The organism is Pseudomonas sp. GL-B-26, from assembly GCF_019947405.1.
Taxonomy (GTDB): Bacteria; Pseudomonadota; Gammaproteobacteria; order Pseudomonadales; family Pseudomonadaceae; genus Aquipseudomonas.
This window is the reverse complement of sequence record NZ_JAGYGJ010000021.1, coordinates 45889-71262: the sequence shown is the minus strand read 5'-3', so window position 1 is coordinate 71262 and position 25374 is coordinate 45889. Positions and strand designations below refer to the sequence as shown.

At 60.5% G+C, this 25374-nt stretch carries 12 protein-coding genes; 7 read left to right on the top strand and 5 right to left on the bottom strand.

Annotation, left to right across the window (positions count from 1 at the left end; all coding sequences use genetic code 11):
• The first annotated feature begins 71 nt into the window (after positions 1-71).
• Complete coding sequence (locus KGB23_RS15640) at positions 72-1028, top strand: hypothetical protein (protein WP_223431726.1); 957 nt, start codon at positions 72-74, stop codon at positions 1026-1028.
• Positions 1029-1144: 116 nt separating this feature from the next.
• Here the strand turns inward: KGB23_RS15640 and KGB23_RS15635 are convergent, their stop codons facing one another.
• Together KGB23_RS15635 and KGB23_RS15630 are read right to left on the bottom strand one after the other, a co-directional pair.
• Complete coding sequence (locus KGB23_RS15635; RefSeq protein WP_223431725.1) at positions 1145-1969, bottom strand: alpha/beta fold hydrolase; 825 nt, start codon at positions 1967-1969, stop codon at positions 1145-1147.
• A gap of 182 nt (positions 1970-2151) precedes the next feature.
• Positions 2152-15135: a non-ribosomal peptide synthetase gene (locus KGB23_RS15630; RefSeq protein ID WP_223431724.1), complete on the bottom strand. Its 12984-nt coding sequence runs from the start codon at positions 15133-15135 to the stop codon at positions 2152-2154.
• A gap of 373 nt (positions 15136-15508) precedes the next feature.
• Between KGB23_RS15630 and KGB23_RS15625 the strand changes: the two genes are divergently transcribed.
• On the top strand, positions 15509-16057 hold the full coding sequence (locus KGB23_RS15625; protein WP_223431723.1) for an RNA polymerase factor sigma-70: 549 nt from the start codon (positions 15509-15511) through the stop codon (positions 16055-16057).
• 155 nt (positions 16058-16212) lie between these two features.
• Here the strand turns inward: KGB23_RS15625 and KGB23_RS15620 are convergent, their stop codons facing one another.
• From KGB23_RS15620 to KGB23_RS15610, 3 genes are all read right to left on the bottom strand, one after another.
• Positions 16213-17226: a GNAT family N-acetyltransferase gene (locus KGB23_RS15620; RefSeq protein ID WP_223431722.1), complete on the bottom strand. Its 1014-nt coding sequence runs from the start codon at positions 17224-17226 to the stop codon at positions 16213-16215.
• Positions 17227-17325: 99 nt separating this feature from the next.
• Positions 17326-18120 carry a substrate-binding periplasmic protein gene (locus KGB23_RS15615; protein ID WP_223431721.1) on the bottom strand — a complete coding sequence of 265 codons (795 nt, stop codon included), beginning with the start codon at positions 18118-18120 and terminating at the stop codon, positions 17326-17328.
• Positions 18121-18213: 93 nt separating this feature from the next.
• Positions 18214-18840 (bottom strand): TetR/AcrR family transcriptional regulator, encoded by a 627-nt coding sequence (locus KGB23_RS15610; RefSeq protein WP_223431720.1) that lies wholly within the window; start codon positions 18838-18840, stop codon positions 18214-18216.
• A gap of 190 nt (positions 18841-19030) precedes the next feature.
• On the opposite strand from KGB23_RS15610, the gene KGB23_RS15605 reads away from it, so the two are divergent.
• Genes KGB23_RS15605 through KGB23_RS15585 form a run of 5 tightly spaced genes read left to right on the top strand, consistent with a single transcriptional unit; the run spans position 19031 to position 25298 of the window.
• Positions 19031-20821: an acyclic terpene utilization AtuA family protein gene (locus tag KGB23_RS15605; protein WP_223431719.1), complete on the top strand. Its 1791-nt coding sequence runs from the start codon at positions 19031-19033 to the stop codon at positions 20819-20821.
• A gap of 12 nt (positions 20822-20833) precedes the next feature.
• The gene (locus tag KGB23_RS15600; RefSeq protein ID WP_150656964.1) at positions 20834-21703 is read left to right on the top strand and encodes an SDR family oxidoreductase; all 870 of its coding nucleotides are present in this window, start codon (positions 20834-20836) and stop codon (positions 21701-21703) included.
• Positions 21704-21706: 3 nt separating this feature from the next.
• Positions 21707-23323 carry a geranyl-CoA carboxylase subunit beta gene (gene atuC, locus KGB23_RS15595; RefSeq protein ID WP_223431718.1) on the top strand — a complete coding sequence of 539 codons (1617 nt, stop codon included), beginning with the start codon at positions 21707-21709 and terminating at the stop codon, positions 23321-23323.
• Between the two features lie 23 nt (positions 23324-23346).
• Positions 23347-24504 carry a citronellyl-CoA dehydrogenase gene (gene atuD, locus KGB23_RS15590; RefSeq protein ID WP_223431717.1) on the top strand — a complete coding sequence of 386 codons (1158 nt, stop codon included), beginning with the start codon at positions 23347-23349 and terminating at the stop codon, positions 24502-24504.
• Positions 24501-25298, top strand: coding sequence for an enoyl-CoA hydratase/isomerase family protein (locus KGB23_RS15585; protein WP_223431716.1), 798 nt, complete (start codon positions 24501-24503; stop codon positions 25296-25298). The genes atuD and KGB23_RS15585 overlap by 4 nt, the downstream gene beginning before the upstream one ends.
• Positions 25299-25374: the final 76 nt, after the last annotated feature.

The window sequence follows — 25374 nt, the reverse complement described above, 5'->3', positions numbered from 1 at the left end:
AGACACCAATGAAACAATCATTTATCTTTCTGAAAACAAAGGACTTTAACACCCAGAAAGGACACTAAAAAATGAACACCCTCACAGACCACCTACGTAACTTCGAACGCAGCTCCAATATTACAGAGCTCAGCATATCGGCAACCATTCAGAATAAATCATGGGCGGGCACCGACGACAAAATCTATATAAGCATGGGTCACAATGGAAACATGCAATTATTTTGTGACGCCCCCAGAGTCGGCCAGAAAATTACTGTTGATATAGATATTCCTCGCTTCTTCGGCAAGCAAAGCGTTCACATCAGCGAACTGAAAAATATTTCGCTACACCAACTTCCAGTCGAGCATCCGATCGCCAGTGATGATTGGGAGCTGGAATCATTGGTACTGACCGCCAACCGTATTTTCACCAATAAGTCTTTTAAGAAAATTCACCAATGGCTCTCCAACTCCTCCGTTCATTTACAACAAGTATGGGGCGGACAAATATCATGGTCCGAGTGGCTCAACACGGACTACCGCCCCATAGATGTGAACACGCAGACCTACCCCGTTCGCTGGTTGCCGTGGATCGGCGACCTTCGGTCGTGGCGAACTTATGACCCATCAAAAATCGATGGCGTAGGCCAACTTGTTGGAATGATCGACGGCAAATTGGTGGGTGAACGTTTGAAAAGTCGACAGACCGAAATCCTGAACGCCAACGGTTCCCATGACAGTTACACATGGGTCTACACTCCCGAAGGTTCGATTATCTACAAACTCTGGAAGCACGAAGTACGTAACGACTATGTCAGGCACAGCCAACTGGGCAGTGGCCGACCAGTTATATGTGCTGGCGAATTCAGACTGGATAACATTCAGGACGGCTGGGGCATTCGTGATGTCATAGGATTGGTAAATGACGCGTCTGGGCATTACATGCCTGATGGCGGTGCATGTTTAAAGTACGTTGAAGAAAAATTCAAAGGCTTGGGAATTAATACTGACCATACTGAATGGCGCTGGAAAAATTCATTGTCGTAACGCTGCACTCGCCCAGCCATAGATCAATAAATAGTCCGAACACCGCCCGAACCTTCAGCAACTCCTACAGGATACTCATACCAAAGGTTTTGGTGACGTTTTAACAATATTTTTTATCAAGCGCTACACGAAGCCCTGTCTGCCAGGAACATAACCAAGGCCTCAGTAACAAACTCAGAATTTTCCAGATTGGAGATATGCCCGGCCTCCGGCACCAGCAGATACGGGCAACCGATTAACTCGGCCATCTCCTTCGTCTCCGACGGCGGCCGCGGTTTGTCCTGGTCACCACACATCAGCAGCGTAGTTTCAGGATTCAACTCGCCCAGTCGCGGCAACAGATCATCCCGCCCAAACGTAATCCGCCCCATCGGCACGATGCTTTCGCGCAGACGCTCCGGCGGCAGTGCGGCCAGTTTTGCGCGGAAATCCTGATACAACGCCGACTGTGGATCGATGCCTGGGCGGAAGAAGATCGGCACGACGATATCGAGCAGCTGCGGAGCAATCACGCCGGTGTCTTCGATCTGTTTGAACAGAGAGAAATAGTACTGGCGAGTCGGTTCCGGCTCGACGCCGACGTAGGTGTCCATCAGCACCAGACCATTGATCCGCTGCGGCGCCGACAACGCCAGACGCACGCCCCACATGCCGCCGACCGAGAGACCGACCAGCGTGACACGGTCGATGTCCAGATGATCGAGCAGGGCCAGTGCCTGGCGCGCAATGTCATCCAGCGACTGTGTGCATTCAGGCATCCGCCCGGATTCACCGTGGCCCCAGAGGTCGAGAGCGATCACCCGGTATTGCTGCGACAGGGCGGCGATCTGCGGCGCCCACATGGTCTGGTCCCACAGATAACTGCCGGCCAGCAGAACGGCAGGACCGCTGCCTTGATCAAGGTAGTGAAGGGGTTGTCCATCAACCGTAACGAAGGGCATTGACTGTCTCCTCTCGCAAAAAATGGAGCAGGCAGACTGTGCCGGTGTCGTTCCACAGTCAACCTTGCAGTGTCTGTACCGGCCCTTTCGCGAGCAAGCCCGCTCCCACATTAGTCCTGCGTACACAGATCAAATGTGGGGGCGGGCTTGCTCGCGAAGGGGCCAGAACAGACGCTATAGAATCAAAGCCCTTCCAACTCCGCCATCAGGTCATTAAGGCGATCCACCTTCTCCTCGGTGATATCACTCGCCGCCAATCCGTCGATGTATTCGGCCAATTCCGCCACCGTGCTGCATTCAAACATCGCCCGCAGCGGTACATCACGTTGCAGGGCTTTCTGTACCCGCGAAGCGATTTGCGTCGCCAGCAGCGAATGCCCGCCCAGCTCGAAGAAGTTGTCGCGAATCCCCACCTTCTCGACCTTCAGCACCTCGGCCCAGATATCCGCCAGCGTCTGCTCCAGTTCATTGCGCGGCGCCTGATAGTCCTGACTCTGCAACTGGCCGATCTCAAGCGCCGGCAACGCCTTGCGATCCAACTTTCCGTTGGCATTCAGCGGCATCCGATCGAGCCACAACCAATGCAGCGGCACCATGTATTCCGGCAATTCAGCGCGCAGGCGTTGTTTGATGCGCTCCAGCCGCTCGGTTGGATTGATCAAAGCATCAGTCGCCACCAAATAGCCGACCAGATGTTTGCCGTTCACGCCTTCCTGTACACCGACCGCCGCTTCGCGGACTTCCGGTTGCTCATGCAGACGCGCTTCGATTTCACCCAGCTCAATGCGGTAACCACGAATCTTCACTTGATGGTCGATCCGCCCGACGTATTCCAGCACGCCGTCACTGCGACGACGGGCCAGGTCGCCGGTGCGATACAGACGGTCACCCGGCTCACCAAACGGGTTCGGGACAAACACTTGAGCGGTGCGCAACGGATCGCTCACATAACCGCGCCCGACCCCGGTGCCGGCGACACACAACTCGCCCACCGCACCCAGCGGCACCAGTTCCAGCGCGCCATCAAGCAGGTACAAGCGATTGTTGTCGGTCGGCGTGCCGATCGGCAGATAACTGCCACGGGTTGACGCCATGTCAACGCGGAAGAACGCCACGTCATCCGAGCATTCCGCTGGACCGTAAGCATTCACCAACCCGATCTCCGGGTAGCGCAGCAGCCACTGGTGCGCCAGCTCCGGCGGCATTGCCTCACCGGTCGGCAGCATCCAGCGCAGACCGTCGAGGCTCATGCGTTCCTGGACGAGCATGCCCTGAATCAGCGACGGCACGCTTTCCAGCACGGTAATGCCCTGGGTCGACACATGCGCCAGCAACCCTTGCGGATCATGGGCGATGGTGTTCGGCACGATGTCCACCCGAGCGCCGAACAGCGGTGCGGCGAGGAACTGCCAGACCGAAATGTCGAAACTTTGCGAGGCGGTCTGAGCGATCACATCGGCATCGCTCAAGTTCAGGTATGGCACCTTGCTCAACTGGTTGTTGAGCATGCCGCGCTGTTCGACCATCACGCCTTTCGGCAGGCCAGTCGAACCCGAGGTGTAGATCACGTAGGCGAGGTTGTCCGGGCCGCTGTAGATGCCCGGGTTGGCAACCGAAACATCGCTCGCCTGCACCTCTTCCCAGACCAACAACTTCGGCCGGTTGGCGCAACCGAACTCGTCCAGCAGCGCCAGCGCTTGCTCGCGGCAGGCCTGAGTGCAGACCAGCAACGGCGTGCGGCTCAGGTCGATGATCCGGCTCAGACGCTGACTCGGCAGCCCCGGGTCCAGCGGCAAATAACCCGCGCCAGCCTTGAAGCTGCCGATGATCATGCCCAGCAGATCGAGGTTACGTTCAGCCAGCAACGCCACCGGTTGATCCAGCCTCACGCCAGCGGCGATCAAGGCGTGACCGAGACGGTTACTGCGCTCATTCAGCTCAAGGTAGCTGTGCTGCTGCTCCAGGCAACTGGCGGCAATGCGCTGTGGATGCTCGGCAACCTGCGCTTCAAACAATGAGACATAACTCTGCTCCAGCGGGTAATCGTGTTCGCTCTGGTTGCAGTCGTGAATCAGGAAGTATTGCTCATCAAGACCCAGCAGCGGCAGATCGGCCATGTCGCCGTGGAAACCTTCGACCAGTGCCAGCAGCAACCGCTTGAACTCGCCGAGCATGCGCTCGACGGTGGACTCATCGAAATATCGCTGGTCGTAAGACAGGTGCAAGCCCAGGTCATCGCCCGGATAGCAGACCGCCGTCAGCGGGAAGTTGGTGTGGGTTCGGCCAGAATCCGAGGTCGCGTTGAGGCTTTGCGCACGGTCCAGCACAGAGACTTCCACCGGGGCGTTTTCGAACACAAACAGGCTGTCGAACAACGGTTGGCCCTTGGGCAGCTCGCTGTTTTCCTGAATGCTCACCAGCGGCAGGTATTCGTACTCGCGCAGTTGCATGTTGCTGTCGAGCAAACCGCTCAACCATTGACGAACGCTGCAACGCTGATCGTCTTCCGGCATTTTCACCCGCAGCGCGATGCTGTTGATGAACAGCCCGACGGTGCGCTGCATCTCCGGCATGTCCACCGGACGCCCGGCCACTGTGACGCCGAACAGCACGTCGCGATCGCCGCTCAAACGGCGCAACACCAGTGCCCATGCCGCTTGGGCAAAGGTGTTGATGGTCAGCTGATGGGCCTGAGCCAGTTCGCGCAGTTGCGCACCGTCACGGGCATCGAGCCGTGTGTAGCGGTCGCCGACGATCATGCCGCCGCTTTCGCCGGCATGTTCACGCAGGAACGGCCGGTCGCTCGGAATCGGCGTGGTCCGCTCGAAGCCTTGCAGGTTGGCTTTCCACCACTGCCGCGCCTCGGCCAGGTTCTGGCGTTGCAACCAGCCGATGTAGTCGCGATAACGCGGTGGCATGGCCAGCTGCGCTTCCCGACCTTCGCCGAGGGCGGTGTAGATTTCGAAGAAATCGTTCATCAGTAGCGAACGGCACCAGGCATCGATGAGGATGTGGTGGTTGCTCATCATGAACCAGTAGTGCGCCGCGCCGACCTTGATCAGGCGCAGGTGGAACGGTGCCTGATTGAGCAGATCGAACCCGGCCTCGCGCTCGCTTTTCAGCAGCGCCTGCAACTTCGGCTCCTGCTCGGTTTCGACGATTGCCGTCCAGTCCAGGTACTCGATTGGCGTGCTGCCCGGCTTGTGGATAACTTGCAGCATGTCTTCGCCGACGTTCCAGCAAAACGACGCGCGCAGGGCTTCGTGGCGGGCGATCACCGCTTGCCAGGCCTGAGCGAAACGCTGCGGATCCAGTTCGCTGTTGATGCGGTAGCGATCCTGCATGTAGTAGAGGCCGGTGCCCGGTTCCAGCAAGGTGTGCAGCAGCATGCCTTCCTGCATCGGGGTCAGCGGGTAGACGTCTTCGATGGCAGCTGCCGGGATTGGCAGCGCGTCGAGTTGCGGCTGGGTCAGTTTCGCCAACGGGAAGTCCGACGGCGTCAGGCCGCCCGCATCGTCGCGCAGGCAATGTTCGATCAGACTCTGCAATTCGCCGAGGTAGGCATCTGCCAACTCAGTGATGGTCTGCAGATCGTGGCGTTCGGCGCTGAAGGTCCAACGCAGCACCAGCTCACCGCCATAGACCTGACTGTCGACGCTCAGCTCATTGGGCAGCGGCGCGCGAGGATCATGGGCCGCGCCGACCGCTTCATCGAGAGGACGGAACAATGCGTCTGCGCCAAAGCTCTGGTCGAATTGACCGAGGTAGTTAAAGGTGATCGGCGCCACCGGCAAGGCAGCCATGGCCTGCCGGCTCGAGTCATCGGCGAGATAACGCAACACGCCATAACCCAGACCTTTGTGTGGCACCGCGCGCAGTTGTTCCTTGATCGCCTTGATCGAGGCGCCCTGCCCGTCCGCTGGCATCAGCCGCAGCGGATAAGCGCTGGTGAACCAGCCGACGGTGCGGGTCAGGTCGATCTCGTCGAACAGCGTTTCACGGCCGTGGCCTTCGAGTTGAATCAGCGCCGATTCGTGACCGCTCCAGCGGCACAGCACGCGGGCCAATGCGGTCAGCAGCAAGTCGTTGACCTGGGTGCGATAGGCACTCGGTGCCTGTTGCAGCAGTTGGCGAGTACGCTCGACATCGAGGCGCACGCTGACGGTTTGCGCATGACCATTCTGCCGGCCACCCTCGGGGCGATCACACGGCAAATCGGCGCTTTCACCGGCCAGTTGAGACTGCCACCAACTCAATTCCTCACGCAAGGATTCACTGCCGGCATACGCCTGCAAGCGTGCGGCCCAGTCCTTGAAGGCACTGGTTTTCGCCGGCAGTTTTGCCGACTGCCCCGCGTCCAGTTGGCGATACACCGTTTGCAAATCGTCCAGCAACACCCGCCACGAAACCCCATCCACGACCAAGTGGTGAATGCCGATAAACAGTCGCTGTTGCTCCTCAGGACCATCGACCAGCAGCGCGCGCATCAGCGGCCCTTCCTCAAGGTCGAGGCTGCGCTGGGCATCGGCGAACAGTGCCGTGCATTTGTCCATGGACGAAACGCGCACTTGCCACAGCACCGGCGTGTCGGAAACCGCCTGGTGCTCGGCTTGCCATTGGCCTGCAATTTCAGAGAAGCGCAAACGTAAGGCGTCGTGCTGCTCGATCACTGCCAGCAGCGCTTGCTCCAGACGATGAGGTTCCAATGCCACAGTCGGTTCCAGCAGCAACGCCTGGTTCCAGTGTTGGCGCTGGGGGATGTCGGTGTCGAAGAACCAGTGCTGGATCGGCGTCAGACGCGATTCGCCGGTCAGCAAACCTTGTTCGGCGGTGATCTGCTCGGTGCGGGTCGCCACGGCGGCCAGGGTCTGCACGGTCTGGTGCTGGAACAGGTCACGCGGGCTGAAGTGAATGCCCTGCTGCCGCGCACGGCTGACCACCTGGATCGACAGAATCGAATCGCCGCCCAGTTCGAAGAAGTTGTCATTGAGGCCGACCTGCAGAACGTTCAGCACTTCGCACCAGATGGCAGCCAGCGTCAGTTCAAGCTCGTTGCTCGGTGCCACGTATTGCTGACGGTTCAGCTCCGGGTCCGGCGCCGGCAACGCGCGGCGGTCGAGTTTGCCGTTGGCGGTCAGCGGCATGCTGGCCAGCAGGATCAAATGCGTTGGCACCATGTAATCCGGCAACTGGGATTTGAGGTGCGCCTTCAACGCTTCACGCAGTGTGTGTTGTTGCGCTTTGTCTTGCTCGGCGACTTCAGTCACCAGATAGCCGACCAGTTGTTTGCCGCTCGGGGCATCCAGCGCCAGCACCACGGCTTCACGGATCGATTCATGCTCCAGCAGCCGGGTTTCGATTTCGCCCAGCTCAATGCGGAAACCACGAATTTTCACTTGATGGTCAATGCGTCCGAGGTATTCCACCAGACCGTCGGCGCGTTGGCGCACCAGATCGCCGGTGCGGTACAGACGCCCGCCATTGGTGGCGAACGGATCAGCCACAAAACGTTCGGCCGTCATCCCCGGACGCTGGTGATAACCCTGCGCCAGACCAGCACCGCCGACGTACAACTCACCGGTCGCGCCTTGCGGCACCAGCGCCAGATCGGCATCGAGGATGTACGCCACGCGAGCGCCAATCACACTGCCGATCGGCACGCTGCCGAGGCCTTCTTCCAATTGCTCGGGCGCCAGACTGGCCAGAGGCATGACCACGGTTTCGGTCGGGCCGTAGGCGTTGAAAAACAGGCTCGGCTTGAATGCCGCGCGAATCCGCGCCAGATGCTCGCCAGTCAGCGCTTCACCGCCGGTGATGCACATGCGCACCGGCAGGATTTCGCCCTGAGTCGCCAGCCACTGCGCCAATTGGCTGCCGTAGCTCGGGGTGAAGCCGAGAATGTTGATGTTGTGACGGCGAATCAGCCCGCAGATTTCTTCCGCGTCCCACTGGCCCTGCGCTCGCAACACAACCTGAGCACCACTCAACAACGGCACCAGCAAACGCTCGGTCGCGGCGTCGAAGTTGATGGAATAGAAGTGCAGTTCGCAATCGTCCGGGCGCATGCCGAAACGTTCAATGACCGCTTGGCAATGCATAGCGATTTCACCGTGGGACACCACCACGCCTTTCGGCTTACCGGTGGAGCCCGAGGTGTAAATCAGGTACGCCTGATGTTGCGGCAGGCTGATAAACGGCAGCTCGGTGGCCGGGTAGTTGGCCAGTTCAGCCACGTCTTCTTCCAGACACCAACGCGCAATGGTCGATGGCAATTCACCGAGCGCCTTGAACATCACCGCATCGCTGAGCAACAAACCAATGCCGCTGTCTTCGATCATGTAGTGCAAACGGTCCAGCGGGTATTCCGGATCCAGCGGCACGTAGGCGCCGCCCGCCTTGAGGATCGCCAACAAGCCGACGACCATATCCAGCGAACGCTCAAGTGCCAGACCGACCCGAACCTGCGGCCCGACGCCCCGCTCGCGGAGCATCCAGGCCAGGCGATTGGCGCGGCTGTCGAGTTCGGCGTAGCTCAGGGTTTGCCCGGCGAAGGTCAGTGCCGGTGCGTCTTTACGGGCCAGCGCCTGCTCGCTGAACAGGTGATGAATGCACTGGTCGAGACGATGCTCGCCCGGCTCGACGCCGAGGCTGTCGAGCAGGTTTTGTTGTTCGGTGGCTTCCAGCAGCGGCAGCTCACTGAGGCGCTGCTGCGGATCGGCCAGCAGCGATTCCAGCAGGTTGCGCCAATGCCCGGCCATCCGAGCGATACGTGGTTCATCGAACAGATCGGTGCTGTAGGTCAGGCAGCAACCCAGGCGATGGTCGAGGTCGGTGACTTCCAGGTTGAGGTCGAACTTGGTTGCGCGGGCATCGTTGGCCAGGTATTCGACGGTCATGCCGGCGAGTGTGCGGCTCTGCTGGAATTCCCAGCGTTGCACGTTGCACATCACCTGGAACAACGGGTTGTAAGCGGCGCTGCGCGGTGGCTGCAACGCCTCCACCAGATGATCGAACGGCAGGTCCTGATGGGACTGGCCTTCGATCACGGTATGGCGAACCTGCTCGAACAACTCGCCGACGGACATCTGCCCGTCAAGCTGGCAACGCAACACCTGAGTATTGAGGAACGCACCGATCAGCCCTTCGCTTTCCGGACGAATCCGGTTGGCCACCGGCGCGCCGATGCGCAGGTCGGTCTGGCCGCTGTAGCGGTAAAGCAGCACGGCCAGCGCGGCGGTCATGGTCATGAACAGGGTCAGACCGTTTTGTGCGTTGAAGGCACGAACGCGCGCGGCAAGATCATCGCTCAGGTCGAAACGGAACAGTTCGCCCTGATGGCTTTGCACGGGAGGACGCGGACGGTCGCCCGGCAATTCCAGCAGCGGATGTTCGCGGCCCAGTTGCGCGGTCCAGTAGTCGAGTTGGCGCTGACGTTCGCCGGACTCCAGCCACTGGCGCTGCCAGACGCTGTAATCCAGATATTGCACCGGCAGCGGCTCCAGCGGCGATTCGCGGTCATCGACAAAGGCCTCGTAAAGCGCGCTCAGTTCCCGGGCGAAGATGTCCATCGCCCAGCCTTCGGTGACGATGTGGTGCAGGGTCAGCACCAAGTAGTGTTCCTGCTCGGCGGTCTTGACCATGCAGGCGCGCAGCAGCGGTCCGGTTTCCAGATCGAAGGGTGTATGCGCCTCGTCGTCGGCCAGTTGCTGCACCGCCCACTCACGACCATCGGCATCCAGCGAGGTGAAGTCCTTCCAGTCCATGCGCATCCCGGTGTCCGGTCGAACCTGTTGCCGGGCCACACCGTCGAGGCTCGGGAACGTGGTGCGCAGGGTTTCATGACGCATGATCAGTGCTTGCAGCGCGGCTTCGAAGCGCCCGACATCGAGCACCCCGCGCAGCCGCGCCATGCCGCCGACGTTGTAGGCCGGGCTGTCCGGTTCCATCTGCCAGAGGAACCACATGCGCTGCTGGGAATAGGACAACGGCACCGGTTGGCTGCGATCGACTTTCTCGATCGGCGGCTGCTGGTTGGTTTTGCCGCTGGCCTGGATCAGTTGAACCTGTTCGGCAAACGCGCCCAGTTCACTGTTTTCGAACAGCGCGCGCAGCGGCAACTCAACGTCGCAGGCCTGACGGGTGCGGGAAATGATTTGCGTGGCCAGCAAGGAATGGCCGCCGAGGGCGAAGAAATCGTCACGCAGGCCGATCTGTGTTTGGCCCAGCACTTCGCGCCAGATGCCGGCGATTTGTTGCTCGAGGGCAGTGACCGGCTCGACGTGCTTACGCACCTGCCACTGTGGCTCCGGCAAGGCTCGACGGTCGAGTTTGCCACTGGGGCTCAGGGGCATTTCGTCCAGGCGCATGAGTTGCGATGGAACCATGTATTCCGGCAACTCGGCGGCCAGCGCGGTTTTCAGACGGACAGTTTGAGCATCAACATCTTCTGTGGAATCGGTTGCGGTGTAGTAACCGATCAACTGCCCACCGGCCGCCGTTTCGCACACCAGCACCACGGCTTGAGCGACGCCGTCTTGAGCCAGCAATCGTGCTTCGATTTCTTCCGGTTCAACGCGGAAGCCACGCAGTTTGACCTGCTGATCGAGACGGCCGAGGTATTCGATCACGCCATCGGCGGTCCAGCGTGCACGGTCACCGGTGCGGTACAAACGCGCGCCCTGCTCTCCCAGCGGATCGACGACGAAGCGTTCAGCGGTCAGACCCGGACGACCCAAATAGCCACGGGCCAGACCGATACCGCTGATGCACAGTTCACCCGGCACACCAGCCGGCACGGGATTGAGTGACTCATCGAGCACGCGGCACAGCACATTGCCCAGCGGACGACCAATCGGCGAGCATTCGCCATCGGCCGTTGTGCAGTGCCAATGGGTGACGTTGATCGCGGTTTCGGTCGGGCCGTAGCGGTTGTGCAATTGCACGGCTGGCAGGTGTTCCAGCACGCGGTTGCGCAGTTCGGCGGGTAAGGCTTCGCCGCCGGAGAATACGCGGCGCAGGCTGGTGCACTCGGCAGTCAGCGGTTCGTCGATGAACAACGAAAGCAGCGGCGGTACGAAGTGCAACGTGGTCACGCCGAATTGCTGAACCAGTTGCGCGATGCGGTGCGGATCGCGATGTTCGCCCGGCCCGGCGAGCAGCAGACGGCATCCGGTAATCAGTGGCCAGAAGCACTCCCACACCGACACGTCAAAACTGATCGGCGCCTTTTGCATCAGCACGTCGGTGTCGTTCAAACGATAGGTGTTCTGCATCCATTGCAGGCGCTCGGCGAGGGCTGCGTGGGTGTTGCCGACGCCCTTCGGCTGGCCGGTGGAGCCGGAGGTATAAATCACGTACGCCAGGTTGTCGCCGTGCAGGTGCAGGCCCGGTGCGTGGCTCGGCCAGCTCTCCAGATGCAAGGCGTCCATGGCGATCACGCTGACGCCATCGGTGGCCGGCAAGCGCTCAAGCAATTGAGTTTGGGTCAGCAGCAATTCAACGCCGCTGTCGCTGAGCATGTAGGCCAGGCGTTCGGCCGGGTAATCAGGGTCCAGCGGCACGTAGGCGCCACCGGCCTTGATGATCGCCAGCAGGCCGATCAGCAACTGCGGCGAACGCTCGGCAGCAATGGCCACGCAGACATCCGGGCCGACGCCTTTATCGCGCAGGTAATGGGCCAGGCGATTGGATTGGGTGTGCAGTTCGGCGAAGTCCATGGCGCCACCGTCCCACATCAGCGCGGTGCGCTCAGAGGTCAGGCGAGCCTGTTCGTTGAGCAATTCCGGCAGCCAAACGCTGGCCGGCGTACACGGTGCGGCGCTCCACGATGTTTGCTGATCGTGCTCGGACTGGGTGAGCAAATGCAGATCACCGATGGCGGTTTTCGGTTGTTCGCAAATGGCTCGCAGCAGGTTGCTGAAATGCTCGGCCAGACGCTCGATAGTCGCCACGTCGAACAGTTCGCTGGCGTAGTCGAAAGAAAGGCTCAGGCGACCATTTCTGCCTTCCTCGCTGTGCAGCTGCAGGTCGAACTTGGCTTCGCGGCTATGCCAAGGCAGCTCTTCGGCCAGCAGCCCAGACAGGCGACGCAGTGCGCTCAAATCCCGTTGCTGGTGGTTGAACATGACCTGGAACAAACCTTGTTCACGGGCTTGCGGGAAGGCTTCGAGCAATTGTTCGAACGGCAGATCCTGATGCGCTAGTGCGTCCAACGCTGCCCGACGGGTTTGCGCCAGCAGCTCAACGAATGGCAGTTGTGAATCCAACTTGGCGCGCAGCACCTGAGTGTTGATGAAGAAGCCGATCAGACCTTGGGTTTCCAGGCGCGGACGGTTGGAGTTGGGCACGCCGATGCGGATGTCGCGTTGGCCGCTGTAGCGGTGCAGCAGGCTCTGGAACGCGGCGAGCAACAGCATGAACGAAGTGGATTCATGGGCTTGGGCGGTCTGGCGAATCGCATCGCTCAGGGTCGCGCCCAACCGTACGGTGTGGCGCGCGGCGCTGTGAAGGTGTTGCGCCGAGCGCGGATGATCAGTGGCCAGGCTCAGGGTCGGATGCTCATCGCCCAATTGCGCTTTCCAGTAAGCCAGCTGACGCTCGCCCTCCCCTTGCGCCAACCATTGACGCTGCCAGCTGCCGTAGTCGGCGTATTGCGTGGGCAATGCTGCCAGCGTCGCTGTTTGTCCTTGGGACGCGGCGGCATACAGGCGCGAGAACTCGTCGATCAGCACGTTCAGCGACCAGCCGTCGGCGATGATGTGGTGCATCGTCACCAACAGTTGATGGTCATCATCATCGAGGCGTACCAGGGTCACCCACAGCAGCGGGCCTTTCTCCAGATCGAATTGAGTACGGGCTTCGTCCTCACGGATTTGCTGCGCACGGACTTCACGCTCGGCCACCGGCAGGTCGCTGATATCGATCAGTTGCAGGTTGAACTCACTCGCTACATCGACCTGTTGCAGCGCCACACCATCACGTTCGAAGAACCGCGTACGCAGGGACTCATGGCGTTCGATCAGCTGTTGGAAACTGGCGCGCAAGGCGTCTTCATCCAGTTCGCCGCGCAGGCGCAAGGCGCCGGGAATGTTGTAGGCGCTGCTCTGCGGGTCGAGTTGCCAGGTGATCCACAGGCGGTTTTGCGCAAGCGATTGCGGCATGGCTTCGGTGCGCGACAACGAAGTGATCGCGCCTTGGGCGAGTCCGCCGTCCTGTTGTTGCTGAGCGACTGCGGCGGCAAACGCGCCGAGGGTCGGCGCTTCAAACAACAGGCGCAGGTTCAGCTCCAGACCGAGTGTTTCTCGCAGACGTGCGACCACCTGAGTGGCGGCGATGGAGTTGCCGCCCAGCAGGAAGAAGTGATCGTCGGCGCTGATCTGTTTGACCTCCAGTTGCTCGCACCAGATCTGGCCGATCAGGGTTTGCAGTTCGGAACCTGATTCAGTCGCGGATTTGCTTTCGATGTCTGCCGACGGGAACAGCGAATAGCTGTCGAGGCTGCCGTCCGCCAGACGATTGCGGCATGCCGAGCGTTGCAGTTTGCCGCTGGAGGTCTTGGGCAACGCGCCCGGATTGAGCAACACCACCACGCTTGGCGCCTCCTGATACGCCTCGGCCACGGCTTGGCGGATGGCTTTGATCAGGGCGTCAGGCGGGAGGATCTTTTGCACGCTGCGGCTGATTTCCGCCGCAATGCCAATGCCTTCCTGACCCTCGATGTTCACGGCAAAAGCGGCCACACGACCTTTGCGCACCACCTCCACTTCGCGTTCGATGGTTTGCTCGATGTCCTGCGGATAAAGGTTGTGGCCACGGACGATCAACATGTCTTTCAGGCGCCCTGTGATGAACAGTTCACCGCCGCGCATAAAACCCAGGTCGCCGGTACGCAGCCACGTACGGCCAGCGTGCTGAACGAAGGTTTTGGCGCTGGCTTCGGGGTTACGCCAGTAGCCGTGGGCGATGCTTGGCCCGGCGGCCCAGACTTCGCCGACCGCATTGTCAGCCAACTCGTTGAGCGCAATCGGATCGACAATCAGCACCGCGTGATTCGGCTGACTGATGCCGCAACTCATGATCGCGCTGCCCTCGCCTGGCTCGGCACGGTTTTGTGCCAAGGCTTGATCGTCCACGCGCAGGTTGCCAATGCCCTGGCCGCGAGGGCTGCCGGCCACGAACAGCGTCGCTTCGGCCAACCCGTAGGACGCCATGAAACTGTCTTGGGTGAAACCGCAGGCCGCGAACTTCTCGGCGAAGCGATCCAGCGTATCGAGGCGAATCGGTTCGGAACCGGAATACGCCACGCGCCAGCCGCTCAGGTCGAGGCGTTCCAGGGCCGATTCACTGACCCGCTCACTGCACAACCGATAGGCAAAATCCGGCCCGCCACTGATGGTGCCGCCGTACTCGCTGATCGCTTCCAGCCAGCGCAACGGCCGGCCAAGGAAATACGCCGGCGACATCAACACGCACGGCACACCGCTGAAAATCGGCTGCAACAGACCGCCGATCAGCCCCATGTCGTGGTACAGCGGCAACCAGCTGACGATCACATCGTCGGGGTTCAAATCAATGCCGAAGCCGTGGCGAATCAGCAGCTCATTCGCCACCAGGTTGCCGTGGCTGACTTGCACCCCTTTAGGCAGCGCGGTGGAACCGGAGGTGTATTGCAGGAACGCGATGTGGTCGTCTGCAAGGTCCGGCGCCACCCAGCGTTCGGCCAACGCACTGTCGAGCGTATCGACACACAGCAACGACGGCGCGCCCTCTATTTGCTGCAACGCATCGCGCAGAGCGGCGCTGGTCAGCAGCAGACGCGGTTCGGCATCGCTGATGATCGACAGCAGACGATCCTGGTGATGACGACGCGCCGACTCCGGCGGATAGGCCGGCACCGCGATCACACCGGCGTACAGGCAGCCGAAGAACGCCGCGACGTAATCCGGGCCGCTGGGAAACAGCAGCACCGCTCGATCGCCAAACGCAGCCTCGGCCTGCAACGCGCCAGCAATGGTCCGCGCCCGCTGATCCAGCTCGCGATAACTGAGCACCACAGCCTGATCCTGGGTTTCGGCAAGAAAACGCAAGGCCACCCGGTCCGGCGTCAGGGCCGCTTGGCGCTGAAGGGCTTGGACCAGTGTGCTGGGGAGTTCGAACGCGTCGGTCATGAGGTTTCCTGCCTGAATTCGGCTTGCAAAGTGAAATCGGTTTTCTGACGTCACGCCCCTTCGGGGGCGTGCAGGGCGCGGTCTTCGCCGACCGCGCAAGGCTTGGGAATGCTGTTTTGGCTGCAGCGGCTAGCCGGAACCATTCACCAATGAGAACGGTTGACGTCTTTAAATAATTAGTCGGAAGGCTTGATCGCCAATGGGACTGCGGTGCGGCAGCGTGTCGCAGTTCTCACTCTGCACCTTCGCGGAGCATTAGTTCTCTTTCTCATTTGACAATCATTATCATTCAGAATAATTTGTCGCTCGATGTGTTGGACGGCTCAGCCCCCGCGAGCCGTCCCACGAACCTATTGGCAGCAAGGTGATTTCCATGACGGAACAAGTATCCACAAGCAGGTGCGATTCACCGCTACTTCAGGCCTTCGTCGACAATCGACTGATTCTGGTCAAGATTGCAGCCCGCATTACCGGTTGCCGGTCGCGTGCTGAAGACGTGGTGCAAGATGCGTTCTTCCGGCTGCAAACCGCGCCGCAGATCACGTCCTCGTTCAAGGCTCAACTCAGCTACCTGTTCCAGATCGTGCGCAACCTGGCGATCGATCACTACCGCAAACAGGCGCTGGAGCAGAAGTATTCGGGCCCTGAAGAGGAAGGCCTGAACGTGGTGATTCAAGGCGCTTCGCCGGAAACCTCGCACATCAACTTCTCGACGCTGGAACACATCGCCGACGCGCTGACCGAGCTGCCCAGCCGCACCCGCTACGCCTTCGAGATGTATCGCCTGCACGGCGTGCCGCAAAAGGACATCGCCAAGGAGCTAGGAGTCTCACCGACCCTGGTGAACTTCATGATTCGCGATGCGCTGGTGCACTGCCGCAAGGTGTCGGGCAGTCGTGTGGATACCTTTGCCCGTCGCTAAGATCTGAGATTCGCGTCGCCCCCTTCGCGAGCAAGCCCGCTCCCACATTGGATCTCCAGTGTTCACAAAGCTTGTGTTCACAGAAGATCCAATGTGGGAGCGGGCTTGCTCGCGAAGGCTGACTCAAGACTGAAACAGACCTTGAGCCGTATGCATCACGCCAATGCACACCGATCAAAAAACCGCTCACGCCCCAACACCATCAACGCCGCGCGTTTGTGCGGGAAGTCGAACGCTTTTTCGCAGTGGTAACCCTGGTTCTGCATATGCCCGATCATTTTCGCGTTGTCGGCGCGAGGCTCGGCAACCACTCGCTGAGTGCGTGGATCGTCGAGAAACAGGTAATGCGTCAACGCCGATAACCAGCTCGCCACCTTGTGCGGGCCGCGGTGATTTTCTTCACCCACCAGCATGTGAATACCGCGGTCGTAATCGCCGGTGTCATAGAATGGCGCGATGCGATCTTCCTTGGCCCAATACGCTTCAAAGTAGGCAAACGGCTGATCATCGAAACAACCGATCAGCGTCAGGGTGTGGGGATCGGCTTCAAGTTTGCTCAGGTACTCGTGATGCTGTTCAAGGCTGCCCTCCTCCTGCCAGAAACTCGCCACACGCGGGCTGTTCTGCCAACGATTGAAACGCGCCAGGTCCAGGTCAATGTCCACCGTGCGCAGGGAAATCCAGGCACCGAGGCGTGCATCAAAACGCCGATAGACTTCACCACGCGGTTTCACCGGGCGCAGCGGATGACGCTTGCCGCCACTGATGACCATTTGCTGCGGATAACCCGATGTCAGTGACGCGCCCAGCCAAGGCTGAGGCAACTGCCAGAACAGCGTTCGCTCGCAACGATACTGGCCGACGATTTCGGTAGGGATCAGCAACCCGCTGAGCGATGCTTCGGTGGGGGCTTCATCGAGTTGCCAGGTCAGGCGCTGGCAGGCTGGGTCACGGGCAAACAGCCAATAACAGGCCGCCCAGACTGCCTGACCGACGGGATGGCCAAAGCGTTCCTCTACCTGCACATGCAACTCGGGCTCGCGAGTCAGCTGCAACTGAATCAGCGACTGCCCTTCAAGGCTGAGAGACAGGCGGCTTTCGGTTTCATCAGCTACAAGACGGCTTCCTGTCGGCAAGGCCAGGGCAGTCAGGTCATTCAGAGTGGACATGGGTCGGGCTCACGTTAATCGTCGACAGTTCAACGAGGTGACGTGAGCCAGTGCGGGAAATTTAAGAGAAGTCGGTAAATACGCGTCCCGTGGCATGAATCAGGGTTTGCGCACCGGCACCAGGGCAATTTTATAGGGATCGAAAATCTTCAGCATCTGGCCATTATCTCGCAGGTCTTGCAGCAACCTGCCGAATGCTTCGCCAGTAATCGGCGCCTGAGGGCGGATCAGCGCGTAATGGTGATAGACCTGATCGATGCGTTGGGAAACCAACAATTGCTCGCCGACTTTCTCGTTACGCAGCAGGTAATCGCTCAGGTAGGAACGTGTTACCAAGGCAATGTCCGCTCGTGCGCGCAGCACCATCAGCAAGTTGCTGTCATGGGAATAGGTCAACGTGGCCTTGTAGGTGTCGGCCAGATACTTGGGATCGGCATTGAAATTGGCAAACTCGTAGTGATAGCCGCTGTACAGCGCCAGGCGTTTGCCTGTCAGGTCCTTGAAGTAATTCTCATCGCGATCGGGTTTCTTCTGCGCAACAAAGATTTCTGCATCTTCCAGGCCCATGTCGACGAGGGTATGCGGGATGTCCTTCCAGCCCCAGTCCGGGTTCTCGAAAATCGCCATATCAACCCGGCCTTCCTTGAAGTCGTTGAAACGTCGAGGAATGGAAGTGGGCACCAGCTCGAACTGATAGTCGTTCTGCAAGGCATTGAGCGCCTCGACCAGTTGCGGCAGCAAACCGGTGTCGGCACCGGACTCCGGGCGCACGGTATAGGGGGGAAAATGTGCGGCACCGACCCGCACCTGCTGTGCAGCCTGGGATGGAACCATACATAACACCGCAAGCGTCGCCAGCAAAAGCCGCGAAGCCGTCCGAATTGGCGAAGACATCAAAACATCCCACTCCCAAAAAAATACGCTTCAATGCATTCAAGCTAGGCGGTTTCGGCGACTTAGCCAGTTTCCTTCTGATTCAAAACAAAACTACTGCTTTTCTTCCAGCACGAGAATCAATGCCTCATCGGCCAATTGATCGAGGCTCATGCTGCCGCCGGCGCGAAACCAGGTGGTAGTCCAGGACAACGCTCCGGTCAGGAAACGACGTGTAATGAACACATCGCCGCGGATAAAACCGGCATCCTTGGCTTCACCCAACACTTGCAGCCAGAGGTCTTCATAAATATCACGCAGCGCCAGCACCTGCGCCTGCCCGTCTGCAGACAGCGAGCGCCATTCATACACCAACACCGCCATGGCCTCGCCGCTGCCGCCCATGATCGACTGCAACTCACAACGAATCAGCGCCAGTACCCGCTCGCGCACACTGCCGGCTTCTGCCAGGGCTGCACGCATCAACGCAGTGTTGTAGCGAATGGTTTCTTCCATCACCGCCCGCAGGATCTCGTCCTTGCTTTTGAAGTGATGAAAAATGCTGCCTGACTGAATCCCCACGGCGCCGGCCAGATCGCGCACGGTGGTGCGTTCGTAACCTTTGTTACGGAACAGGTGGGCCGCCACTTGCAGCAGTTTGCCGCGGGCACTGTCCGGGTCGGTCAATTGGCCGCTGTCGACCAATTCGCGCATCACCCTCAGGGCTTTTTGCTCGTCCACCCGTTCTCTCCTACAGTCGATCAATCAAATACGCCGCTCGCCGCTAAAACTGCGGGGTTGCGCGGGCAATTTAAGCTGGCCGGAGCGACCAAGCAAGCGCTCGGGCAGAAGATATTTCAGCCGTTTACAAACCAAGCGCTTGCTTGGTAGTCTCGATGCACTTCTGTCGGGGGTGGTTATGGAGTTGACTGTGCCAAAAACAATCCGCATCGGTTGCGCCAGCGCCTTCTGGGGCGACACCTCGACCGCCGCCGCGCAACTGGTCGAAGGCGGGCGTCTGGATTTTCTGGTCTTCGATTATCTGGCCGAAATTACGATGTCGATCATGGCCGGCGCGCGGATGAAAGATCCCCAGGCCGGTTACGCCAGCGACTTCATCGAAGTCCTCAGCCCGCTGTTGGGTCAACTCGCCGAACAGAAAATCCGCGTCATCAGCAACGCCGGCGGGGTTAACCCGCAAGCCTGCGCCGCCGCCCTGCAAGCGGCCTGCGACAAGGCCGGAGTGGCGCTGAAAATCGCCGTGCTGCTGGGTGATGACCTGCAGCCGCAGCTCAAACAGCTGAGCAGCGGCGGTATCCATGAAATGTTCAGCGGTGCACCCTTGCCGCCGATGTGCGTCTCGACCAACGCCTACCTCGGCGCACCCGGCATCGTCGAAGCCCTGCGTCTGGGTGCCGACATCGTCATCACCGGGCGCGTGGTCGACAGCGCCGTGGTCAGTGCCGCGCTGGTGCATGAGTTCGGCTGGTCGTGGCACGACTACGACAAACTCGCCCAGGCCGCATTGGCCGGGCACATCATCGAATGCGGCGCCCAATGCACCGGCGGCAACTTCACCGATTGGCGCGAGGTGCCCGACTACGAGCACATCGGCTTCCCCATCGTCGAAGTCAGCGCCGACAGCCAGTTCATCGTCAGCAAACCCGAAGGCTCCGGCGGGCTAGTCACCCCACTGACGGTCGGCGAGCAGATGCTGTATGAAATCGGTAACCCGCAGGCGTATCTGCTGCCGGACGTGGTCTGCGATTTCACTGAAGTCAAACTCGTGCAACAAGGCAAAAACGCGGTTCGGGTGCACGGCGCAAAAGGCTTGCCGCCGACCGATCAGTACAAGGTCAGCGCAACGTACCCAGACGGTTTCCGCTGCACCGCCAGTTGCCTGATCGCCGGGATCGATGCGGTCGACAAGGCGCGTCGAGTCAGCGAAGCGATCATCAACAAGACGTCGGAAATCTTCAGCCAGCGCGGTTGGCCCCCCTACAGCGAAGTGAACATCGAACTGCTCGGCAGCGAGGCCACTTACGGCCCCCACGGTCAGCGCCAGGACAGCCGCGAAGTGGTGATCAAACTTGCGGTGCGCCATCCGGGTAAACAGGCGTTGATTGTGTTCTCCCGGGAGATCGCCCAGGCCGCCACCGGCATGGCGCCGGGACTGACCGGGATTGTCGGTGGACGGCCGACGGTGTATCCGCTGATCCGGCTGTTCTCGTTCCTTATCGACAAAACCGCCTGCACGCTGGAAATTGATCTCAAGGGCCAGCGCCACCCTTGCGCCCTGCCCGCCGTTGATGTGCTCGACACCGCCGACCTGCCCGTGGCGTGCGCCCCACCGAAACCCTCAGACCGGGCCGATGCCAGCGTGGCCCTGGTCAAACTTGCCGTGGCGCGCTCCGGTGACAAGGGCAACCACAGCAACATCGGCGTCATGGCCCGCGAGCCGGAGTACCTGCCGTGGATTGCCGAAGCCTTGACGCCGGAAGTGATCGTCGACTGGATGAGTCATGTCCTCGACCCGATCCACGGACGTGTCGAACGCTGGTACCTGCCGGGCACCCACAGCCTTAATTTTCTGCTGGAGAACGCCTTGGGAGGCGGTGGCGTGGCCAGCCTGCGGATCGACCCGCAAGGCAAAGCCTTCGCCCAGCAACTGCTGGAAATTCAGATACCGGTGCCTCAGCGCATCGCCGACCAGGTCAACTAGAGGACTGTCGCCATGGCTTACGATTCGATTTTCAAAGCCGATTTGTTTGCAGGCCAAAACATCATCGTCACCGGTGGCGGCAGCGGCATCGGCCGTTGCACCGCTCACGAACTGGCGGCCCTCGGCGCCCATGTGCTGCTGCTCGGGCGCAAAGCCGACAAGCTGAAAAACGTCGTGGCCGAGATTACCGAAGATGGCGGCAAGGCTGACTGGATGGTCTGCGATATTCGTGAGGAAGAAGCGGTCAAGCATGTAGTCAGCGAATTAATCCGCAAGCACGGACCGATTCACGGCCTGGTCAATAACGCCGGCGGGCAGTACCCGTCGCCGCTGGCGTCGATCAATCAAAAAGGCTTCGATACGGTGTTGCGCACCAACCTGATGGGCGGCTTCCTGATGGCCCGGGAAGTGTTCAACCAGTCCATGAGCACGCACGGCGGCGCCATCGTCAACATGCTCGCCGACATGTGGGGCGGCATGCCCGGCATGGGCCACTCGGGCGCGGCGCGTTCAGGCATGGACAACCTCACCAAGACCGCCGCGTTCGAATGGGGTTATGCCGGGGTGCGGGTCAACGCCGTGGCACCGGGCTGGATCGCGTCCAGTGGCATGGACACCTACGAAGGCGCGTTCAAAGCGGTGATCCCGACCTTGCGTGAGCACGTTCCACTGAAACGCATCGGCACCGAATCGGAAGTCAGCGCCGCGATCGTTTTCCTGCTCAGCCCGGCCGCAGCGTTTGTCAGTGGCAGCACCTTGCGCATCGACGGTGCCGCCAGCCTGGGCGGGCGCGCCTGGCCGATACACAAGGCGCAGATCAGCGAGTCGTATAACGGTTTCCATCGCGCCTACTTGCCGGACGTCCTCAAGGATAAGGAATAAGCCATGCCGGTGATTCAGTCGCAAGCGGACCCGTTCTGCGAACAGTTCGCGCGCAATCGTGCGGCGATGCTGGTCGGCATCGAACACGTCCGTCAGCTCGAGCAGAACCTGCTGAACAAGGCAGCCGAAGCCAAACCCAGGTTCGACAAGCGCGGCCAATTGTTGCCCAGGGAACGCCTCAATCTGCTGCTGGACCCCGGCGCACCGTTCCTCGAACTGGCCAGCCTGGCCGGCTACAAACTGCATGACGACAAGGATGGCAGCTCCGCAGGCGGCGGGTTGATCGCCGGGATCGGCTACGTGTCCGGCGTGCGGGCGCTGGTGGTGGCGAACAACAGTGCGATCAAGGGCGGGACCATTTCCCCCAGCGGTTTGAAAAAATCCCTGCGCCTGCAACAGATCGCCATGGAGAACAAACTGCCGGTCATTACCCTGGCCGAAAGCGGTGGCGCCAACCTCAATTACGCGGCGGAGATTTTCGTCGAAGGTGCCCGCAGCTTTGCCAATCAGGCGCGGATGTCGGCCATGGGCCTGCCGCAAATCACCGTGGTCCATGGCTCGGCCACGGCGGGCGGCGCCTATCAGCCAGGGTTGTCGGATTACGTGGTGGTGGTGCGTGGCAAGGCCAAGCTGTTTCTGGCCGGTCCGCCGTTGCTCAAGGCTGCCACCGGGGAAGTCGCCACCGATGAAGCACTGGGCGGCGCCGAGATGCATGCGCAAATCGCCGGTACCGCGGAATACCTGGCCGAGAACGATGCCGATGGCGTGCGCCAGGTGCGCGAGATTGTCAGCCTGTTGCCGTGGAATGATCAGCTGCCCTGGGTACCCGAACGTCGGTGGGAAGAACCGCTCTACCCCATCGACGAGTTGCTCGGGCTGATTCCTGATGACCCAAAAAAGCCCTATGACGTACGCGAAATCATCGCGCGGATTGCCGATGGCTCGAACTTTCTAGAATTCAAGGGTGAGTTCGATCAGCAAACCGTCTGCGGCCATTTGCAGATTCAAGGCCGAGCCTGTGGGTTCATCGGCAACAACGGCCCCATCACGCCCAAAGGCGCAAGCAAGGCGGCGCAGTTCATTCAGCTCTGCGACCAGAGCCAGACGCCGCTGCTGTTTTTTCACAACACCACCGGGTTCATGGTCGGCACCGAGTCGGAGCAGCAAGGCGTGATCAAACACGGCGCGAAAATGATTCAAGCGGTGGCCAATGCCCGCGTGCCTAAACTGACCATCGTCGTCGGTGGCTCCTACGGCGCCGGCAACTACGCGATGTGCGGCCGCGGCCTCGATCCGCGCTTCATTTTCGCCTGGCCCAACAGCCGCACGGCGGTGATGGGCGGCGCCCAGGCCGGCAAAGTGCTGCGAATCGTCACCGAGGCCAAACAGGCCAAGGACGGTCTGGTGCCCGACCCGAAAATGCTCGACATGCTGGAACAGGTCACCGCGCAGAAACTCGACAGCCAGTCCACCGCGCTCTATGGCAGCGCCAGTTTGTGGGACGACGGGGTGATTGATCCCCGGGATACCCGGACCTTGCTCGGGTACTTGCTGGATATCTGTCATGAGGCCGAAGTGCGGCCGCTGCAATCCAACAGTTTTGGTGTAGCCCGCTTCTAAGGGCGATAAGGAGAACAATAAAAATGATCTTCACCCAGGAACACGAAGCACTGCGCCGCACCGTCCGCCAATTCGTCGATCACGAGATCAATCCTCACGTCGATGAATGGGAAAAGGCCGGACGCTTTCCGATCCACGAGATCTTCCGCAAGGCCGGTGACCTCGGCCTGCTGGGGATTTCCAAACCGGAAAAGTTTGGCGGCATGGGGCTCGATTACAGCTACTCGATCGTCGCGGCTGAAGAGTTCGGCACCATCCACTGCGGCGGCATTCCGATGTCCATTGGCGTACAGACCGACATGTGCACCCCGGCCCTGGCGCGTTTCGGCTCCGATGAACTGCGTGAAGAATTCCTGCGGCCGGCGATCACTGGCGAGCAGGTCGGCTGCATCGGCGTTTCCGAAGTCGGCGCCGGTTCCGATGTGGCCGGTTTGAAAACCACCGCCCGCAAGGACGGCGACGACTACGTGATCAACGGCAGCAAGATGTGGATTACCAACTCGCCGAGCGCGGATTTCATCTGCCTGCTGGCCAACACCTCGGACGACAAACCGCACATCAACAAGTCGCTGATCATGGTGCCGATGAGCACCGCCGGCATCAGCCTCAGCTCGCACCTGGACAAGCTCGGCATGCTCAGTTCGGAAACCGCCCAGGTGTTTTTCGACAACGTGCGCGTGCCGCAACGCAACCGCATCGGCCATGAAGGCGCGGGGTTCATGATGCAGATGCTGCAGTTCCAGGAGGAACGGCTGTTCGGCGCGGCGAACATGATCAAGGGCCTGGAGTACTGCATCGACAGCACCATCGAGTACTGCAAGGAACGTAAAACCTTCGGCAATGCGCTGATCGACAATCAGGTCATCCACTTCCGCCTGGCCGAACTGCAAACCGAAATCGAATGCCTGCGGGCGCTGGTCTATCAGGCCACCGAGCAGTACATCAAAGGCCAGGACGTCACGCGTCTGGCGTCGATGGCCAAACTCAAGGCCGGACGACTGGGCCGTGAGGTCAGCGACAGCTGCCTGCAATACTGGGGCGGCATGGGCTTCATGTGGGACAACCCGGTGGCCCGCGCGTACCGTGACGTGCGGCTGGTGTCGATCGGCGGCGGTGCCGACGAGATCATGCTGGGGATCATCTGCAAACTCATGGGCATCCTGCCGGGGAAAAAGAAATGAGTACCCTGCCGGTTTGCCAGACCTTGTTGCTGGAATCGCACAACGGCGTTCTGCACATCACCCTCAACCGCCCGGAAAGCCGCAATGCCATGAGCCTGTTGATGGTCGCGGAACTGCGTGCCGTGCTGTTGGCCGTGCGCGATGACCGTGAGATTCGTGCCTTGGTGATCGGTGGTGCCGGCGGGCATTTTTGCGCCGGAGGTGACATCAAGGACATGGCCAACGCACGCGCTCAAGGCCCGAGCGCTTATCGCGACTTGAATCGAGCGTTTGGTGCGCTGCTGCAAGAGGTGCAACACGCACCACAAGTGGTGATCACGGTACTGCAAGGCGCGGTGCTCGGCGGTGGTTTTGGCCTGGCCTGCGTCAGCGACGTCTCCTTGGCCGATCACCAGGCGCAATTTGGTCTGCCGGAAACCAGCCTCGGTCTGCTACCAGCGCAAATCGCGCCGTTCGTGGTGCAGCGCATCGGCCTGACCCAGACTCGCCGACTGGCGCTGACCGCGGCACGTTTCGATGGCACACACGCACGGCGCATGGGATTGGTGCATTTTGTCGAGCATGACGCGCAAGCGTTGGCCGAGCGTCTCGATGAAATTCTGGCCCACGTGTTGTGCTGCGCGCCGGAGGCGAATGCGACGACCAAAAAGCTGTTGCTGGCGAGTGCCGGACAGCCATCGAATGCGTTGCTGGATGAAGCGGCCGACTGGTTCAGCGAGGCGGTGACCGGGGCTGAAGGTATTGAGGGGACCATGGCCTTCGTACAAAAACGCAAACCGGGGTGGGCACCTTAAAAGCTTCGCGAGCAAGCCCGCTCCCACATTTGAAATGCATTCCCCTGTGGGAGCGGGCTTGCTCGCGAAGAGGCCA

Bases quoted from the DNA above. Each gene is read 5' to 3' on its own strand.
- atuD (WP_223431717.1), top strand. From the start codon at position 23,347: ATGATCTTCACCCAGGAACACGAAGCACTGCGCCGCACCGTCCGCCAA.
- KGB23_RS15640 (WP_223431726.1), top strand. From the start codon at position 72: ATGAACACCCTCACAGACCACCTACGTAACTTCGAACGCAGCTCCAAT.
- KGB23_RS15600 (WP_150656964.1), top strand. From the start codon at position 20,834: ATGGCTTACGATTCGATTTTCAAAGCCGATTTGTTTGCAGGCCAAAAC.
- KGB23_RS15620 (WP_223431722.1), bottom strand. From the start codon at position 17,226: ATGTCCACTCTGAATGACCTGACTGCCCTGGCCTTGCCGACAGGAAGC.
- KGB23_RS15630 (WP_223431724.1), bottom strand. From the start codon at position 15,135: ATGACCGACGCGTTCGAACTCCCCAGCACACTGGTCCAAGCCCTTCAG.
- KGB23_RS15635 (WP_223431725.1), bottom strand. From the start codon at position 1,969: ATGCCCTTCGTTACGGTTGATGGACAACCCCTTCACTACCTTGATCAA.
- atuC (WP_223431718.1), top strand. From the start codon at position 21,707: ATGCCGGTGATTCAGTCGCAAGCGGACCCGTTCTGCGAACAGTTCGCG.
- KGB23_RS15625 (WP_223431723.1), top strand. From the start codon at position 15,509: ATGACGGAACAAGTATCCACAAGCAGGTGCGATTCACCGCTACTTCAG.
- KGB23_RS15585 (WP_223431716.1), top strand. From the start codon at position 24,501: ATGAGTACCCTGCCGGTTTGCCAGACCTTGTTGCTGGAATCGCACAAC.
- KGB23_RS15615 (WP_223431721.1), bottom strand. From the start codon at position 18,120: ATGTCTTCGCCAATTCGGACGGCTTCGCGGCTTTTGCTGGCGACGCTT.